General features: G+C 70.8%; 13 protein-coding genes. 6 read left to right on the top strand and 7 right to left on the bottom strand.

All coding sequences use genetic code 11. From position 1 onward, the window contains the following. Positions 1–762 (top strand): adenosylcobinamide-GDP ribazoletransferase, encoded by a 762-nt coding sequence (locus HD841_RS17910; RefSeq protein WP_179510254.1) that lies wholly within the window; start codon positions 1–3, stop codon positions 760–762. After that, entirely contained in the window at positions 759–1328 is a 570-nt protein-coding gene (locus HD841_RS17915; RefSeq protein ID WP_179510255.1) for a histidine phosphatase family protein, read from the top strand. Before HD841_RS17910 ends, HD841_RS17915 begins: the two co-directional genes overlap by 4 nt. Here HD841_RS17915 and HD841_RS17920 read toward each other — a convergent pair. Together HD841_RS17920 and HD841_RS17925 are read right to left on the bottom strand one after the other, a co-directional pair. After that, positions 1311–3290 (bottom strand): hybrid sensor histidine kinase/response regulator, encoded by a 1980-nt coding sequence (locus tag HD841_RS17920; RefSeq protein WP_179510256.1) that lies wholly within the window; start codon positions 3288–3290, stop codon positions 1311–1313. The two genes, HD841_RS17915 and HD841_RS17920, sit on opposite strands and share 18 nt — an antisense overlap. A 1-nt stretch (position 3291) precedes the next feature. Next, positions 3292–4782 carry an ATPase domain-containing protein gene (locus tag HD841_RS17925; protein ID WP_373563069.1) on the bottom strand — a complete coding sequence of 497 codons (1491 nt, stop codon included), beginning with the start codon at positions 4780–4782 and terminating at the stop codon, positions 3292–3294. A 267-nt stretch (positions 4783–5049) separates the two neighbouring features. Between HD841_RS17925 and HD841_RS17930 the strand changes: the two genes are divergently transcribed. Both HD841_RS17930 and HD841_RS17935 read left to right on the top strand, forming a co-directional pair. Continuing rightward, the gene (locus tag HD841_RS17930) at positions 5050–6342 is read left to right on the top strand and encodes an Hsp70 family protein (protein ID WP_179510258.1); all 1293 of its coding nucleotides are present in this window, start codon (positions 5050–5052) and stop codon (positions 6340–6342) included. A 96-nt stretch (positions 6343–6438) separates the two neighbouring features. Beyond that, complete coding sequence (locus HD841_RS17935) at positions 6439–8349, top strand: CocE/NonD family hydrolase (RefSeq protein ID WP_179510259.1); 1911 nt, start codon at positions 6439–6441, stop codon at positions 8347–8349. A 4-nt stretch (positions 8350–8353) separates the two neighbouring features. Here HD841_RS17935 and HD841_RS17940 read toward each other — a convergent pair whose 3' ends face one another. The 4 genes from HD841_RS17940 to HD841_RS17955 all read right to left on the bottom strand — a co-directional run bounded on the left by HD841_RS17940 (position 8354) and on the right by HD841_RS17955 (position 13074). Continuing rightward, positions 8354–9919 (bottom strand): sensor histidine kinase, encoded by a 1566-nt coding sequence (locus HD841_RS17940; protein ID WP_373563065.1) that lies wholly within the window; start codon positions 9917–9919, stop codon positions 8354–8356. Next, positions 9904–10602, bottom strand: a complete 699-nt coding sequence (locus HD841_RS17945; RefSeq protein ID WP_257015754.1) for a response regulator transcription factor — start codon at positions 10600–10602, stop codon at positions 9904–9906. The genes HD841_RS17940 and HD841_RS17945 overlap by 16 nt, the downstream gene beginning before the upstream one ends. 11 nt (positions 10603–10613) lie before the next feature. Continuing rightward, positions 10614–12110 (bottom strand): DUF4153 domain-containing protein, encoded by a 1497-nt coding sequence (locus HD841_RS17950; protein ID WP_179510261.1) that lies wholly within the window; start codon positions 12108–12110, stop codon positions 10614–10616. A 103-nt stretch (positions 12111–12213) separates the two neighbouring features. Further along, positions 12214–13074, bottom strand: coding sequence for an oxygenase MpaB family protein (locus HD841_RS17955; protein WP_179510262.1), 861 nt, complete (start codon positions 13072–13074; stop codon positions 12214–12216). A gap of 49 nt (positions 13075–13123) precedes the next feature. Between HD841_RS17955 and HD841_RS17960 the strand changes: the two genes are divergently transcribed. Together HD841_RS17960 and HD841_RS17965 are read left to right on the top strand one after the other, a co-directional pair. Then, a complete protein-coding gene (locus HD841_RS17960; protein WP_179510263.1) occupies positions 13124–13867 on the top strand; it encodes a class I SAM-dependent methyltransferase in 744 nt (247 codons plus the stop codon). Positions 13868–14188: 321 nt separating this feature from the next. Further along, the gene (locus HD841_RS17965; RefSeq protein ID WP_373563066.1) at positions 14189–14656 is read left to right on the top strand and encodes a DUF1440 domain-containing protein; all 468 of its coding nucleotides are present in this window, start codon (positions 14189–14191) and stop codon (positions 14654–14656) included. A 437-nt stretch (positions 14657–15093) separates the two neighbouring features. Here HD841_RS17965 and HD841_RS17970 read toward each other — a convergent pair whose 3' ends face one another. Then, positions 15094–16131: a sensor histidine kinase gene (locus HD841_RS17970; protein ID WP_179510348.1), complete on the bottom strand. Its 1038-nt coding sequence runs from the start codon at positions 16129–16131 to the stop codon at positions 15094–15096. Between the last annotated feature and the right edge of the window lies 1 nt (position 16132).

Genomic DNA, 16132 nt, shown 5'->3' on the forward strand with positions numbered 1-16132 from the left:
ATGCGCGCGCCGCCTTGGGCGCCGCCGTTGCTGGCGGTGCAGTTCCTCACCCGCCTGCCGGTGCCCGTCCTCGCCCGGCTGAGCGCGGCGCAGGCGGCGGACGGGCTGGCACGGGCGATGGCGTGGTTGCCACTGGTCGGCGCGGTGATCGGCGGGGTGACCGCTGGCGTGTTCGTCGCGGCGCAGACGCTGTGGCCGCCGGTGATCGCGGCGCTGCTCGCGCTGGCGGTCGAGGCGCTGCTGACCGGCGCCTTCCACGAAGATGCCGTCGCCGATTACTGCGATGCGTTCGGTGGCACCGCGCGCGGTGAGGCCGCGCTCAGGATCATGCGCGACAGCCGGATCGGCAGTTATGGCGCGCTGGGGCTGGGGCTGATGGTTGCGCTGCGCTGTGCGGCGCTCATCGCGCTGCCGCCGACGCTGGCGGTCGCCGCGATCGTCGCGGCGGCATCGGCGGGGCGGCTGTGGGCGGTGCTGCTCGCAGCGATCCTGCCGCCGGTGGCCGAGGGGACGGCGGCGCGGATGGGCAGCGTGCCCGCCCGCCGGGCGCTCGCGGCGCTGGCGCTCGCGCTGCCCGGCGTGCTGCCGCTGGCATGGCTGCGCCCGCTGCCGCTGCTGGTCCATGCCGCGTTCGGGGTCGTGCTGCTGTCGTGGCTGGCGCGGGTCCTGCGGCGGCGGATCGGTGGCAGCACCGGCGATTGCCTAGGCTTTGCAGCCTATGCCGGCCAATTGACCCTGTTGCTCGCCGTGGCGGCGGGGTGAGCGCGCAGGTGCTGCTCGTCCGCCATCCGCCGGTGGCGACGGCGTGGGCGGGACGCTGTTACGGGCGGTCGGACATGGGCTGGAGCCGCGCCGGAGCGGCCCTGGCACGGCAGCTCGCGGCGCAGCTCGCGACCGAGTCCTTTGCCGCGATCGTCCATTCCGGCGCGATCCGCACGCGACGGCTGGCGGAGCAGGTGGCGCGGCTGACCGGGCGGCCGATGCGTGTCGACCCCCGCTGGCTGGAGCGCGATTTCGGAACGTGGGAGGGGCGGCGCTGGGATGCGATCTGGCGCGAGACCGGCGACCTGATGGACCGGATGATGACGCATCCGCAGGATTTCCGGCCCGGCGGCGGCGAGACCGGCATGGAGCTCACCCGCCGCGCCTGCGCCGCCTGGGAGGCCCTGCCGCGATCGGCGGATGTGCTGGTGATCAGCCACGGCGGGCCGATCGCGGCGATCCGCACGCAGCTGGCGGGTCGTCCGCTCGACCGGATGATCGAGGCGGTGCCGCCCTGCGGGACGATCGTCCGCCTGCGCCGCGATGGTTCAGCGGACGACGCGTAGCGCCTTGGCCGACTTCGGCGGCTGGTGGAGCAGCGCGTCGACGCGCGCGGCGAGATCGACCTGGCGGAACGGCTTGGCGAGCCGCGGCACGTCGCCCGGGACGTCCGCACCGGTGGCGGCATAGCCGGTGATCAGCAGCGCCGGCAGCGTATGGCCGGTCGCCCGCAGCTCGGTGATCAGCGCCGCGCCGGTGATGCCCGGCATCAGGTAATCGGTGACGAGCAGATCGACATCGACACCGCCGCGGATCGCAGCCAGCGCCTGACTGCCCGATGCCGCCTCGACCACCTGATAGCCGATGTCGCGCAGCATGTCGGCGGTGGCGAAGCGGACGATATCCTCGTCATCGACCAGCAGGATCTTGGCGGCGCGGCGCGCGGTCACCGGCTCGTTGTGGTGATCGGCGACCTCGGCGGGCTCTTCCTGCGTCGCCGGCAGCCACAGTTCGACGCGGGTGCCGCGCCCCGGCTCGCTCGCCAGCGTCAGCGTGCCGCCCGATTGCGCGGCGAGGCCGTGGATCATCGACAGGCCCAGCCCGGTGCCCTTGCCGACCCCCTTGGTCGAGAAGAAGGGTTCGGTCGCACGCGCCAGCGTCGCCTTGTCCATGCCGATGCCGGTATCGCTCGCCAGGATGCGGACGTAGCGGCCGGCGGAAAGGCCGATCGCGTTGCGGTCATCGACCGTGGCGCCGCCGACGGTGATCGTCAGCTGGCCGCCGCCCGGCATCGCATCGCGCGCGTTGATCGCGAGGTTGAGCAATGCGAGTTCGAGCTGGTTGGGATCGACGCGCGCCGAGGGCAGATCGTCAACGCTTTCGATCACCACCTTGATCGTCGGACCCAGCGAGCGGCGGATCAGGTCGACCAGCCCCTCGATCAGCGCGCCGACATCGACCGCCTTGGGTTGCAGTGCCTGACGGCGGGCGAACGCGAGCAGTCGCTGGGTCAGTGTCGCCGCGCGCTCGGCCGCCTGCATCGCGCCGCCGACCATCCGCTGGGTGCGCTCGTCATCCTTGTGCCGGCGCCGGACGAGGTCGAGGCTGCCGACGATCGGGGTGAGCAGGTTGTTGAAATCATGCGCGACACCGCCGGTGAGCTGGCCGATCGCGTCCATCTTCTGCGCCTGGGCGAGCTGTGCGTCGGCTTCCTTGCGGGTGGTGATGTCGGCCACGACGCCGGTCATCCGTTCGGGCGTGCCGTCGGCGGCGAAGCGCATCCGCCCCTTCTTGCTGATCCAGCGCCGGCTGCCGTCGGCACCAAGGATCGCGCATTCGATGTCGAGCGCGCCGGTGCGTGCCGCATCGGCCATCGCCGCGGCGATCTCGTCGCGCTGCGCCGGGTCGACATGGCCGATGAGCCGCTCGACCGACCATTGCGGTTGCGGTGCGCCATAGCCGAAAATCTCGTCGTGGCGCGGGCTGCGGCGGATGTCGCCGGTCGCGACGTCGAGGTCCCAGCTGCCCATGCCGGCCGCTTCCAGCGCGAATTCGAGGCTGTCGCGGGCCGCCTCCAGCTCGGCGGTGCGTTGCGCCACCGCCTCCTCCAGCGTCGCGGCGGCGCTGCGCACCTCATATTGGCGCTGTCGCGCCTTGATCGCCGAGCGGACCGCGCCGAGCATTGCCTCGGCATGCAGCGGCCGCTCGAGCATCACCACGTTGCCCAGATCGTCGAGCCGTCGCGCCGCGGCGGCCGAACGCGGCGCGCGGCCACCGTTGGCGAGCATCACGAACGGCAGGTCGGACCAGGTCGGCTGCGCCGCCACCCAGGCGGACAGCGCCGAGCGATCCTCCGCGGCGAGCGCCTCCTCGGTGATCAGCACCGCGGCGACGCCGCGCGCCAGTTCGGTCACCAGCGTCGCGAGGTCCGGCACGATCTCGGCGGCAATCGCACCACGCCGCAGCAGGTCGGCGGCGACGAAGGCGTCGCGCCCCCGCGGCGCGAGGATGAGGACCCGGTCGTCCACCTCAGCCGCCGCCGGACGGGGCGAGCAAGGCCTTGCCCTCGCCCGAGAAGGTCGGTGCGCCGCTCAGCACGTTCTGGAACGAGGCCAGCGGCTCGCCCAGATCGATGCCACCCTCGCTGATGCGGAACTCGCGCATCGTGCGCTCGTGCCGCGCGGTCCGCGTCTTGATCACGGAGATCGCCTGCCGCACCGCGCCGAACGCCTCGAAATAGCGCAATTGCACCGCCGTGTCGGCGAGATAGCTGAGATCGACGTCGGCACGGACGTCGCCGAGGATGCCGTGCATCCCGAGGATCAGCAGCGACACGACGCCACGCTGGCCGAGATAGGTCAGCAGCTCGTGCATCTGGAGCATCAGGAACTGCTCGCTCGGCATGGATTGCAGATAGGCGTTGAGGCTGTCGATGATGATGACGCGGGCCGCATCCTCCTCGACCGCGATGCGCACCGTCGCGGCGAACTCGCCCGGCGACAGCTCGGCCGGATCGATCGCGCGCAGCGTCAGCTGGCCGCTGGCAAGATAGGGATGCAGGTCCATCCCCAGTGCCTTGGAGCGCGCGAGCAGCGTCGGCGCGCGCTCGTCGAACAGGAAATAGGCGGCATTCTCGCCCCGGCGCAACGCGGCCATCGTGCATTGCACCGTGGTCGTCGTCTTGCCGACGCCGGCGGGACCGGTGAGCAGCGTCGCGGTGCCGCGGACGAGGCCGCCGCCGAGCAACGCGTCGAACGCCTCGGACCCGGTCGATACGCATTCGAGGTCGTGCTCGGCCTGATGATCGGCGGCGGTGAGGCGGGTGTAGACCGACAGGCCGCCGCGCTCGATCTCGAAATCGTGGTAGCCGCCGCGGTAGCGGACGCCGCGCATCTTGACGACGTGCAGCCGCCGCCGCTGCGCGCCGAAGCCCGACAGCGTCTGTTCGAGCGCGATCACGCCATGCGCGATGCTGTGCAATTGCAGGTCGTTGCCGGTCGCGCTCTTGTCGTCGAGGACGATCACGGTGCACTGGCGGGTCGAGAAGAAATGCTTGAGCGCCAGGATCTGGCGGCGATAGCGGATCGGGCTCTGCGCGAGCAGGCGCAGTTCGGACAGGCTGTCGATGACGACACGCGTGGGGCGCAGCTCGTCGACCTTGGCCATGATCGCGCGTACCGTCTCGCCCAGCTCGACCTCGCTGGGATGGAGCAGCGTCTGTTCCTGATCGTCACCCAGGCCGTCGGCGGGCACCATTTCGAAGATGGTGATCGGGTCGAGCGACCAGCCATGCGTCTCCGCCACCGCGAGCAGCTCGACCTTGGTTTCGGCGAGCGTGACGTACAGGCCGACCTGGCCGATCGCCGCGCCGGCGAGCAGGAAGCCCAGCCCCAGCGTCGTCTTGCCGGTGCCGGGCGTGCCCTCGACCAGATACAGGCGCTCGGGCGTCAGGCCACCGTTGAGGACGTAATCGAGCCCGGATACGCCGGTGGATGCGTGGGTCGAGTCTGAAGGCTGCACCAATCCGGTCTCCGTAGACTTTGCCGGATGACAACGGTCCCGGTTTCTAATGCTTGTTAGGCGTTTTAGCGTGGATCGCCTAGCCGCCTCACCATCATGCCATGTGGGTGCGCGCGCGCTCCGCTGCAAAGGGTTCCGGCGGGGTATCTCCACGTCGGGACGGGCAGGTCCGGCGCGACGGGCTGATCCCGACCCGGTCGCGCGGACGCGGCGCTGCCGTCGTTCGGCACTTGCGGCGGGGGCCTGGCGCATGACAAAGCCGTGGCGATGACCACGCCCTTGCCTGCCCTCGGCCTCGATTTCGGCACGACCAATTCGGTTGCGGCGGTTGCGCGGGGGGATACGGCCGAACTGGTCGCGCTCGATGCACCCGATGGCGAGCAGGCGGTGTTCCGCTCGGCGCTGTGCTTCTGGGAGGACGGCGACACGCGCGGCGGGCTCGCGTCGGAGGCGGGACCGTGGGCGATCCGCGAATATCTCGACTATCCCGAGGGCAGCCGGTTCATCCAGTCGTTCAAGTCGGTCGCCGCCAGCGCGAGCTTCGAGCACGCCAATATCTTCGAGCGGCGGATGCGCTTCGAGGATCTCGGCAGCCTGTTCGTCGCCAAGATGCGGGCGCGGGCACGCGGGCGGCTCGACGGGCCGATGACGCGGGTCGTGGTCGGCCGGCCGGTCGCCTATGCCGGCAGCCGCCCTGACGAGGCGCTGGCGCGCAGCCGCTACGACCTGGTGTTCGGCCCACTCGGTGCGGAGGTCCATTATGTCTACGAGCCGCTCGGCGCGGCGTTCAGCTATGCGGCGCGGCTGAGCGAGCGCGCGACGATCCTCGTTGCCGATTTCGGCGGCGGCACGAGCGACTTCTCCGTCGTGCGCGTCGACGTGCCGGGCGCGGCACGGCGCTGCGTGCCGCTCGGCCATGCCGGCGTCGGTATCGCCGGCGACCGGTTCGACCAGCGGATCGTCGACCGGCTGGTGATGCCTTTGCTCGGCAAGGGCGGCGCGTATCGCTCGTTCGACAAGGTGCTGGAGATCCCCGGCGGCTATTTCGCCGATTTCGCCGACTGGTCGCGGCTGGCGCTGATGCGCAACCGGCGGACGCTCGCCGAACTGGAAAAGCTGCGCCGCGCGGCGCTCGATCCCGAGGCGATCGGGCGGATGATCGCGGTGATCGAGCAGGAGCTGGGTTATCGGCTCTACGACGCGGTCGGGCAGCTCAAGCGCGCGCTGTCGGAGGCGGAAGGCGCGCGCTTCGTGTTCGAGGGCGCGGGGCTGGGGATCGAGGCGGAGGTGACGCGCGAGCAGTTCGAGGCGTGGATCGCCCCCGACATCGTCCGCATCGACGCGGCGGTCGACGAGGCGCTGACCCGTGCCGGCGTTCCGGCGGCGGCGATCGACCGCGTGTTCCTGACCGGTGGCACGTCGCTGACCCCGCGCATCCGCCGGCTGTTCGACGAACGCTTCGGCGCGGAGCGGATCGCGACCGGCGGCGAACTCACGTCGATCGCGCATGGGCTGGCGCTGATCGGCGTGCAGGACGACATCGCCGCCTGGGCGAGCTGAGCCGCGCGCTCCTCCCCCGATCGGGCAGGATTTGGGCGCTTGCCGTGTGTCGCGTCTCCAGCCTAGCATAGGTCACTCATTCTGCCGGAGATTCCCATGCGCGCTGTCCTGTTGCTGTCCTCGATCGCACTGCTCTCGGTCGGTGTGCAGGCGCAGCAACAGCCCGCCGGCGATATCCCCGCGCAGTTCAAGCCGGTCGACACCGCCAACGACTATATCAAGCGCGAAGTGATGATCCCGATGCGCGACGGGACCAAGCTCTACACCGTCATCGTCATCCCCAAGGCTGCGACCAACGCGCCGATCGTGCTGACCCGCACGCCCTACAACGCCAAGGCGCGCGCCAACCGCAGCGACAGCGCCTCGATGCTGGCGACGCTGCCGCTCGCCGACGAGATCTTCGTGAAGGGCGGCTATATCCGCGTCTATCAGGACATCCGCGGCAAATACGGATCGGAGGGCGATTACGTCGTCACCCGCCCGGTGATCGGCCCGCTCAACCCGACCAAGGTCGATCACGTCACCGACGCCTACGACACGATCGACTGGCTGGTGAACAAGGCGAACCTGCCGCAGTCGAACGGCCGCGTCGGCATGATCGGTTCGTCCTACGAGGGCTTCACCGTGGTGATGGCGCTGCTCGCGCCGCATCCCGCACTCAAGGTCGCGGCACCGGAAAGCCCGATGATCGACGGCTGGATGGGTGACGACTGGTTCCATTACGGCGCCTTCCGCCTCGCCAATATCGCCTGGCTCGGCGGCCAGACCGGCTACAAGGGCAACGGCACCGTGCCGCCGACCGGCGGCTGGGACGATTACGACAATTTCCGCGAGGTCGGATCGGCCGGCGACTGGGCGAAGAAGTCGGGCTACGACCAATTGCCGTACTGGAAGCGGATGTCGCAGCACCCCGCCTATGACCATTTCTGGCAGGGGCAGGCGCTCGACACGATGCTCGCCGCCAATCCGTCGAACGTCCCGACGCTCTGGGAACAGGGGCTGTGGGATCAGGAGGATATGTACGGCGCGATCACCGCATGGGAGGCGTTGAAGGCCAAGGGCAAGGCGGGCAACAACTTCCTGGTGATGGGGCCGTGGCGGCACAGCCAGGTCAATCGCGACGGCCGCAGCCTCGGGCCGTTCCAGTGGGACGGCGACACCGCGGCACAGTTCCGCGAGCAGATGGTACGGCCGCTGTTCGACCAATATCTCAAGGACGGTCCGGCGGCGAACCTGCCGCAGGCGGCGATCTACAACACCGGCGAGAATCATTGGGATCGCCTCGCCAACTGGCCGCTCGCCTGCGAAAGCGGCTGCGCGGCGCCGCTCAAGCCGATCTACCTCCAGGCGGACGGCGGGCTCGGCTTCGACAAGGCGGCGGCGGGCGGCGACAGCTATGTCTCCGATCCCGCCAAGCCGGTCCCGCACCTGCCGCGTCCGGTCAATTTCAAGGACGGGCGCTGGGGCGACTGGCTGGTCAGCGACCAGCGCGGGTCGGACGGGCGGCCCGACGTGATGACCTATACGACGCCGGTGCTGACCGCGGCGATGCGCGTGTCGGGTGCGCCGATCGCCGATCTCTATGCGGCGACAACCGGCACCGACGGTGATTTCGTGGTCAAGGTGATCGACGTCTATCCGGCGGAAAACGCCACCGATCCGAAGATGGGCGGCTATCAATTGCCGATCAGCCTCGACATCTTCCGCGGCCGCTACCGCGACAGTTTTGCGCGTCCGAGCGCGATCCCCGCCAACAAGGTGCAGCATTACCGCTTCCGCCTGCCGACGGTGAACCACGTCTTCCAGCCGGGGCATCGCGTGATGGTGCAGGTGCAGTCGAGCCTGTTCCCGCTCTACGACCGCAATCCGCAGACCTATGTGCCCAACATCTTCTTCGCCAAGCCGGCGGATTACAGGAAGGCGACGGTGACGCTGCGCCGCGGCGGCGCGACGCCGAGCGCGGTGCTGCTGCCGGTCGTCCCGGTGGAGCAGGCACAGGCGCGGTAAGGCGTCAGCGGGGCACAATCGGCAGCGTCACGACGAACACCGCGGCGGCGCCGTCGGCGAGATCGATCGTGCCGCCGCCGGCCTCGATCAGCGAGCGGGCGATGGCGAGGCCCAGGCCGGTGCCGCCTTCGCTGCGGCGGGTGGTGAAGAAGGGTTCGAACAACCGCCCGGCGTCTCCCGTCGAAACGCCGGGGCCGTCGTCCGCCACCCGCAGCACCACCGTCGACGGCGTGACGCGCCCCGCCACCAGCGCCACCGTGGCGCCCGCCTGCCGGCTGTTTTCGAACAGGGTCGCGAGCGTGTGTTCGATCGTGCTCGCGGGCAGCGCGACCGGCGGCGGCTCGGCACCCCAGGTCACGGTGATGGCGAAACCGTCGGTGCGATAGGCGTCGGCGGTCCGCGCCACCACCGGCAGCGGGTCGGTCGCCGCGTCGGCCGGCGCGGCCATGTCGGCGCGCGCGAGTTCGAGCAGCCGCGTCACCAGCAGCGCCAGCCGCCCGGCATCGGCATCGGCATTGGCGAGGAAGCGGTCGCGATCCGCCGCCGCCATTTCGGGATGATCCTGCATCAGCTCGATCGCGCCGCGGATGCCGGCGAGCGGCGTCTTGAATTCGTGGCTGACCGCATAAGCGAAATCGCGCAGGTAGCGTGAGCGGCGCTCGATCGCCGCATTCATCGCGGCGAAATCAGCATAGAGGCCCTGGATCTCGATCGCAGCGGTCGGCGGTATTTCGGGCACGCTGCCGCGGCCGCTCGCCACCGCGCGTGTCGCCTGGCCGAGCCGCTCGATCGGCCGCGTCACGCCGCGCGACAGGATGCCGCTGAGCAGCACCAGCAACGCGAAGATCGCGGCGATCCCGATCGCGATCTTGCCGCGATCCTCGTAGAGGCCGCGGAACAGCGCGCGGGCCGAACGCGACAGCAGCAGCACGCCGACGACCCGGCCGTTGACCCATATCGGTCGGGCATGATGGACCCGGATCGCCGCGGCACGCGACAGCCATTCGAAGCGATAGACCGCGCGATAGGCGCCGTTCCGCCGCAGCACCGTGGTCGGCCGGCCGGCAAGCGCGGCGGCGACCTCCGGCAGCGCGGCGAGGCTGCCGCGCTGCCGGCTGCCGGCGACGATCCGGCCTCGATCGTCGAGCAGGAGGATGCCGGCGAGCGTCGTCATCTGTGTCGCGCGCAGGATCGGGAGCAGGCGCGGTGCGGCGCGCAGGGCATCTGCCGCTACGGTGTCGGCGGGGGCCGGGGCGGGCCGTTCGGCGAGGATCGGCGTCTGGCTGAGGTCGACGCCGTCGGCCTGCGGCAGGATCGCACGCGGCGAGAGCCGGCCATCGCCGCCCGGCCATTGCGCCGCCGCCGCGGCGGCGAGCGCCGCGCCCTGCGCGACCAGCTCCGCCTCGGTCTGGCGCACCAGCGTGTTCTCGTAGACGCGCAGGAACACCGCGCCGAAGCCGGGCAGCGCCGCGACGAGGAACAGCGTCGCGAACACGATCGTGCGCAGCCGCAACCGCGGCCAGCAACGTTTCGCCCAATCCTTGGCGCGGCCGATCACGCCGCCCCGCACGCCCCCAGCCGATAGCCGATGCCGGGGCGCGTCTCGATCAGGTCGGTGCAGCCGAGCGCGGCGAACTTGTGGCGCAGGTTGCGGATATGGCTGTCGATCGTCCGGTCGGTCACCGCGAAGCCGGGGCCGTGCAACCGGTCGATGATCGCGTCGCGGCTGAACACCTTGGCGGGCATCGAGACGAGCAGCCGCAGGATCGAGAATTCGGTGACGGTCAGCGTCGCCTCGCGCCCCTCCCACAGGGCGCGCCAGCCGTCGAGGTCGAGCCGCAGCCGGCCATGCTCCAGCCCGCGCCCGTCCTCCACCGCGGGCGGCCGGGCGGCGGTGCGGCGCAGGATCGCCATGACCCGCGCGACGACCTCGCGCGGGGAGAAGGGTTTGACGACGTAATCATCGGCGCCGAGCTCGATACCGAGCACGCGGTCGATCTCGTCGTCGCGGCTCGACAGGAACAGGATCGGCAGATCGCCCTCCGCGCGCAGCCGGCGGCAGACCTCCAGCCCGTCCATCCGCGGCATGTTGATGTCGAGGATGACGAGGCTGGGGGCATGCGTGCCGGCGAGCGTCAGCCCGGCCTCGCCATCCGCCGCCTCGATCGTGTCGAGCCCCGCCTTCTGAAGCGCGAAGACGAGCAACTGGCGGATATGGGGGTCGTCGTCGACGATCAGGACGGTGCGTGGCATCGGGCACAGGATCATCGTTGCGCGTCCCCAGTCAATCGGCCGTCGCAATTTCGCGGCGCGGGGATCACCGGCGCCGCGCGGCCGACCATAGCCTCGACCGCGGCGAGGCGGCGGGCATCGCGGAACGTCCAGCCGTGCCAGCTCGCCTGCTCCTCCACGATGCGCGACTGGATCGTCCAGCGCAGCGCGGCGAGCCGGTCGTGCAGCACCCGCCCCTTCGCGTGCCGTTCCAGTGTGGCGAGCGGCAGCAGCGCCGACGATCCCAGCCGTTCGAGATAGCAGAGGTCGAGCGGCGGGCCGTCACGCCCCCTGGCGAGTGCGACGCGGACGTTCCAGGCGGCGGCGGTCGCGCCGAGATCGACGAACGTGCAGGCGGCGAGCACCAGCGCGGCGGCGAGCGCATTGGCGTTGACCAGCCACGCCGCCGAGCGTCCGGCGAGCAGCCGAAACAGGATCAGCACCAGCCCGGTCGCGACCAGCGCCATCCAGATCAGCGCGGCGAGGCGCAGCACGGTCATGCCATAAACGTCGACGTAATCGACCAGCCGCAGCGCGCTGGAGGCGACGAGCAGCAGGGTCTGGACGATCCACAGGGTGACGAGCCGGCGCACCAACGGATGCGCCGCGCCGGCGCTGCCCGGGCGCAACGTCACCAGCACGAACAGCGCGGCGAGCAGCGCGGTGACGATCAGCGCATAGGCGCCGCGATGGGCATAATCGGCCATCGTCACGCCGGCGGGCAGCGCCGCGCCGCTCCACAGGAAGGCGAGGTCGAGCGCGTTCTGGATCGCGAAGATCGCGTTGAACGTCGCCAGCGACAGGATCAGCGTGCCGACGCCGGTCTGCGGCAGCGTTAAGGCTGCGTCAGGCCCGGCCCAGGCGGTGACGGCCGGATGCGGGCGCAGCGTCGCCCAGACCGGCAGCAGCACGACGAGTGCAAGTAAGGTTCGACCCAAGACGGTGCCGGCATCGGGCAGCGCGATATCGGCGAAGGCCATCGCGACCAGCGGATTGGCATTGGCGAAGAGCGCGAGGAACACGGCGCCGCCGGTGATCGGCACGACCAGCGCCGCGAGCACGGCGCGCAGCCGCACCCGCGGCTCGCGACGACGGGCCTGCGCGCGGCCGGCCAAGCCGAGATCGCGCAGCGGCCCGACGAGCGCGGTCCCGCCGAGCCAGAGGAGGCGCAGCGCCCATGTCGCGGCATCGTCGAACCGCCGCCGCGGCAGCAGCGCCGCGAGCGTGATCGCGACGAGGAACAGCAGCGCCGCGAGCGGGCTGGGATCGTCGATCATCGCCAGCACGAAGGCCGCCGCGGCAATCGCGGCGATGCGGGCGGCGCGGTCGCGGCGTATCGCCGGGCGCAGCAGGCAGAGCGCGGCGACCCAGGCCAGCGCCGCCAGCGACAGCAGGATCGAGGCGTCGGCGATCACCGCCTCGACCAGCGCGATCAGCGCAGCGGTGGCGGCGATCTTCGCCATGAGGGGTGTCGGTCGTGGTCGCGTCATCTCGTCCTCCCGTTCGGAGGGACGGTGTGTCGCGCCGCGCGATGCTGCGGCGATGGCGCACGCCATGCGCGCCCGGCGGAGACGGTGTGCAGATCCGGTGCAGTCAGCTCTGCGTCGTCGCGCGCTTCGCCGAGCCGTCGCGCAGCGCCCAGCGCAGCACCGAGCCGATGCCCGCCACACCGGCGCGGACCGCGGGCCGGCCGATCGGCGGGCGGCCGAGTCCATGCATCCGCGCCGCCCAATCGGGGAGCAGGTCGATGCCGCCCTTCATCAGCACGGTCTGCGCCGGCGCCATCGCGAGGCTGGCGGGCTGTTGCCGGAGCAGCGCGCGCGACACTTCGCGGGTGCGGTGATCGACGCGCAGCTGCGGGCGGATCGCCGAGAGATAGGCGTCGAGCGCCGCCCGCGTCCGCGGCACGCCGGTGGCGCCGAGCTTCTCGGCGACGATGGCATATTCGCCGAGGTAGCGATCCTGCTCTGCCACGGGGAAGGCGGGATCGCGGTAGCGGCGGTAGGCGGCGAGGAAACTCGCCACCTCGGCGACATGGACCCAGGTCAGCAGGTCGGGATCGTTGGCGCTGTAGGGCGTGCCGTCGGGCAGGGTGCCGGCGACGCGGTCGTGGATGCGGCGCACCTTGGCGATCAGCGTCTCCGCGGTCGCGGTCGAGCCATAGGTGGTGCCGGAGATGAACTGCGCCGTCCGCCGCAGCCGGCCGAGCATGTCGCGGCGGAAGTTGGAATGGTCCCACACCCCGGCGAGCGCGCCGGGATGGAGCATCTGCAGCAGCAGCGCGGCGACGCCGCCGGTCATCATCGCGGTGAAGTCGCCATGCACCACCCAGGCGGCGGAGCCGGGGCCGAACAGGCCGTCGTCGCCGGGCGGGCGGGTGAGATCGACCGCTCCGTCCCCGAAACCGACCAACCGATGCACTTGAGTCTGGATCGTGTCACGAAGATCGGCCATGCTGTGTCATCTAGTGCGGCCCGGCGGCCAAACCAGACGGGAGACGACCATGCGGCTTGCCCTTTCGATGCTCGCGGCGGCGGCGCTGACCACCGCGGTGGTGGCGCAGGACAAGGCCGCGCCCGCCGGCCCGGCGATCACCCGCGCGCTCGCCGACCCCGCGCGCGCCGATCAGGCGGGCGACGACGCCCGGCGACAGGCGGCGGCGGTGCTCGCCTTCGCCGGGGTGAAGCCGGGCGACACGGTGGTCGATTACCTGCCCGGCGCGGGCTATTGGACGCGGATCTTCACCGGCGTGGTCGGGCCGAAAGGCAAGGTCTATGCCTTATGGCCCGCCGCCGGCGCCAAATATGCCGAGAAGAGCCTGCCGGCGTTGCAGGCCCGTGGGCTCGGCAACGTGGTCGCCGAGGTGCAGCCGACCAACCTGCCGCGCCTGCCGCAGCCCGCTGACCTGTTCTGGACGGTGCAGAATTATCACGACATCCCCAACAAGGGCGCGGGCGAGCCGGCGTTGCGCGCGTTCGACGCGGCGGTGTTCCAGCTGCTCCGCAAGGGCGGCACCTATGTGGTGATCGACCATGCCGATGCGCCGGGCACCGGCCTGTCGGGCACCGAGACGCGGCACCGCATCGATCCCGCGGCGGTGCGGCGACAGGTCGAGGCGGCGGGCTTCCGCTTCGCCGGGGCGAGCAAGGTGCTGGCCAATCCCGCGGACGACCACAGCAAGAACGTGTTCGATCCCGCGATCCGCGGCAGGACCGACCAGTTCGTGCTGAAGTTCCGCAAGCCGTAGCACCGGTATTCCTCTCCCCCTCGACGGACGGCCCATCGCATATCGCTGCGCGCTGAGGTTCGATCGGCTTCCCGATTTGATTCGTCACCCCGGACTTGTTCCGGGGTCCACGGGGCCGCAGGCGCGCGCTCACGTCTCAAGCCGTTCTCCTCGCCGCAGAGTGGACCCCGGAACACGTCCGGGGTGACGGGGTGGGCCTGGCAGAGGACGGGCTTGCACAAACGGTCATATGCGGTAGCCCTCCCCTGGCGGGCCGGGTGGGCCTTTTCCAAGGGCGGTGCGTTACCCCGCCGACCTTTCGGAGGAACGCCTGTGCCATCAGTGACCAAGACCCTTGCCGCCGGGATTGCCGGCGGGCTCGTCGCCAGTCTGGCGATGAACCTGTTCCAGTCGGTGAGCGCATCGGCGTTCGGCCAGGGCGGGAGCAACGACGATCCCGCGACGGTAAAGGCCGCCGACAGCGCCAAGCGCGCGGTCACCGGCGACGCGGTGACGCAGAAGCATCGCGAGACCGCGGGCAGCCTGGTCCATTATGCCACCGGGGCGGCACTCGGCGCGGGCTATGCGCTGGCGGTGCGGCAATGGCCCGAGTCCAACGCGGGCTTCGGGGCGGCGTTCGGGATCGGCGTGGCGACGCTGCTCGACGATGTCGCGGTGCCGGCGTTCGGCTGGGGCCCGCCGCCGACCGAGACGCCGGCGGCGACGCATGCCTATGGGCTGGTCAGCCATGTCGTGTTCGGGCTGGTGCTGGAAGGCACGCGACGTGCGGTCGTCGAGGTGCTCGACTGAGCCGATGGCGGCACCATGGACAAGATGGATACTTTGACGGAAACGATACCCCGTTTCCGTGCCGGTGATGATCGGTCGACGGCTTCTGACAGCCTTGGGCCATTCCCTCGACCTCACCCTCCGCCGCCTCCGGCGAGATCGACGTCCATCGAATTCCTCCCCCGCCAGGGGGAGGTGGCATGCCGAAGGCATGACGGAGGGGGAGGACACGCCACCGAAGACGTTGCTCCTCCCCCCTCCGTCACGGCTTCGCCGCGCCACAGTCCCGGGTCGCATATGCCCCGGCATGTGCTTGGATTACCGGGAGACTCCAACCCGGCACACCCTTGCGGGGAGGAATTACGCTCTCTGCCGATCCTGCTTAGAGCGCCGGCGGGAGTGTAGGACAGGGACGGCCGGTTCGCCTCCCGGCCGAGGACGTTATCGTCAACGGCGTCCTATACCGCGGCGCGCAGCGTGGCGCAGACGCCGCGGTCGCGCGGTTCGTATTCGACGATCGTCTGCAGGCTCTGCGCCATCGCGCGGATGAGCTTGGTGCCAAGGCCGGTGCCCTTGGGCGCGGTGTCGGCCGTCATGCCGCAGCCGTCGTCCTCCACCGCGAGGCGGAAGGCGGCGTCGCCGTCGGCGGCCAGCATCACCCGGATCTCGCCACCGTCGCCGGCGGGATAGGCATATTTGCAGGCGTTGGTGACCAGCTCGGTGACGATGACGCCGAGCGACACCGCCTTGTCGGTGGGCAGGCGGATCGGTTCGGCGTCGACGCGCAGCGCGTGCGGCGCATCGCCGCTGGTCAGCGTCTCGGCCAGTTCGGTGACGAGCGAGCCGAGATAGTCGCGCATGTCGACGCTCTCGACGTCATTGGCCGAATAGAGGCGGCGGTGGACCTGTGCGATCGCGCCGATCCGCCGCTGCGTATCGTCGAGCGCCGCGCGCGCGACGGGATCGGCGAGCGCCCCCGCCTGCAACCGCACCATCGCTGAGACGAGCTGGAGCGAATTGGCGACGCGGTGATTGACCTCGCCGAGCAGCGCCTCGAGCCGCGCGTTGCTGGCGCGCAGATCCTCCTCCGCGCGCGCCTTCTCGCGCGCCAGCCGGCTGCGGTCGAGCACCTGGTCGAAGCTGGCGACGAGCAGGTCGAAGAAATCGTCGCCGACCGTCTTCACGACATAATCCGCCGCGCCCGCCTTGAGCGCCGCGACCGCGATCCGCCCCTCGTCCGAGCCGGTGACATAGACGACCGGCGGCATCACCGGCAGCGCGGCGAGCCGTTCGAGCGTCTCCAGCCCGTCCATCCCCGGCATATAATGGTCGACCGCGATCAGGTCGAACGGCTGCGACGCGGCGAGCATCACGCCCTCCGCGCCGCTCTCCGCGGTGGTCACCCGATAGCCGCGCCGCGCCAGCCCGCGCGCGGCGAGCCGGCGGATGCCGTCGTCGTCGTCGATGTAGAGTACGCTGGCGGCGGCGTCGGTCAGA

The organism is Sphingomonas melonis, assembly GCF_013409985.1.
In the GTDB taxonomy this organism is placed as follows: Bacteria; Pseudomonadota; Alphaproteobacteria; order Sphingomonadales; family Sphingomonadaceae; genus Sphingomonas; species Sphingomonas melonis_A.

Coding starts and splice junctions, on each gene's coding strand:
- HD841_RS17910 (WP_179510254.1), top strand. CDS start 1: ATGCGCGCGCCGCCTTGGGCGCCGCCGTTGCTGGCGGTGCAGTTCCTC.
- HD841_RS17930 (WP_179510258.1), top strand. CDS start 5,050: ATGACCACGCCCTTGCCTGCCCTCGGCCTCGATTTCGGCACGACCAAT.
- HD841_RS17935 (WP_179510259.1), top strand. CDS start 6,439: ATGCGCGCTGTCCTGTTGCTGTCCTCGATCGCACTGCTCTCGGTCGGT.
- HD841_RS17945 (WP_257015754.1), bottom strand. CDS start 10,602: ATGCCACGCACCGTCCTGATCGTCGACGACGACCCCCATATCCGCCAG.
- HD841_RS17950 (WP_179510261.1), bottom strand. CDS start 12,110: ATGACGCGACCACGACCGACACCCCTCATGGCGAAGATCGCCGCCACC.
- HD841_RS17955 (WP_179510262.1), bottom strand. CDS start 13,074: ATGGCCGATCTTCGTGACACGATCCAGACTCAAGTGCATCGGTTGGTC.
- HD841_RS17960 (WP_179510263.1), top strand. CDS start 13,124: ATGCGGCTTGCCCTTTCGATGCTCGCGGCGGCGGCGCTGACCACCGCG.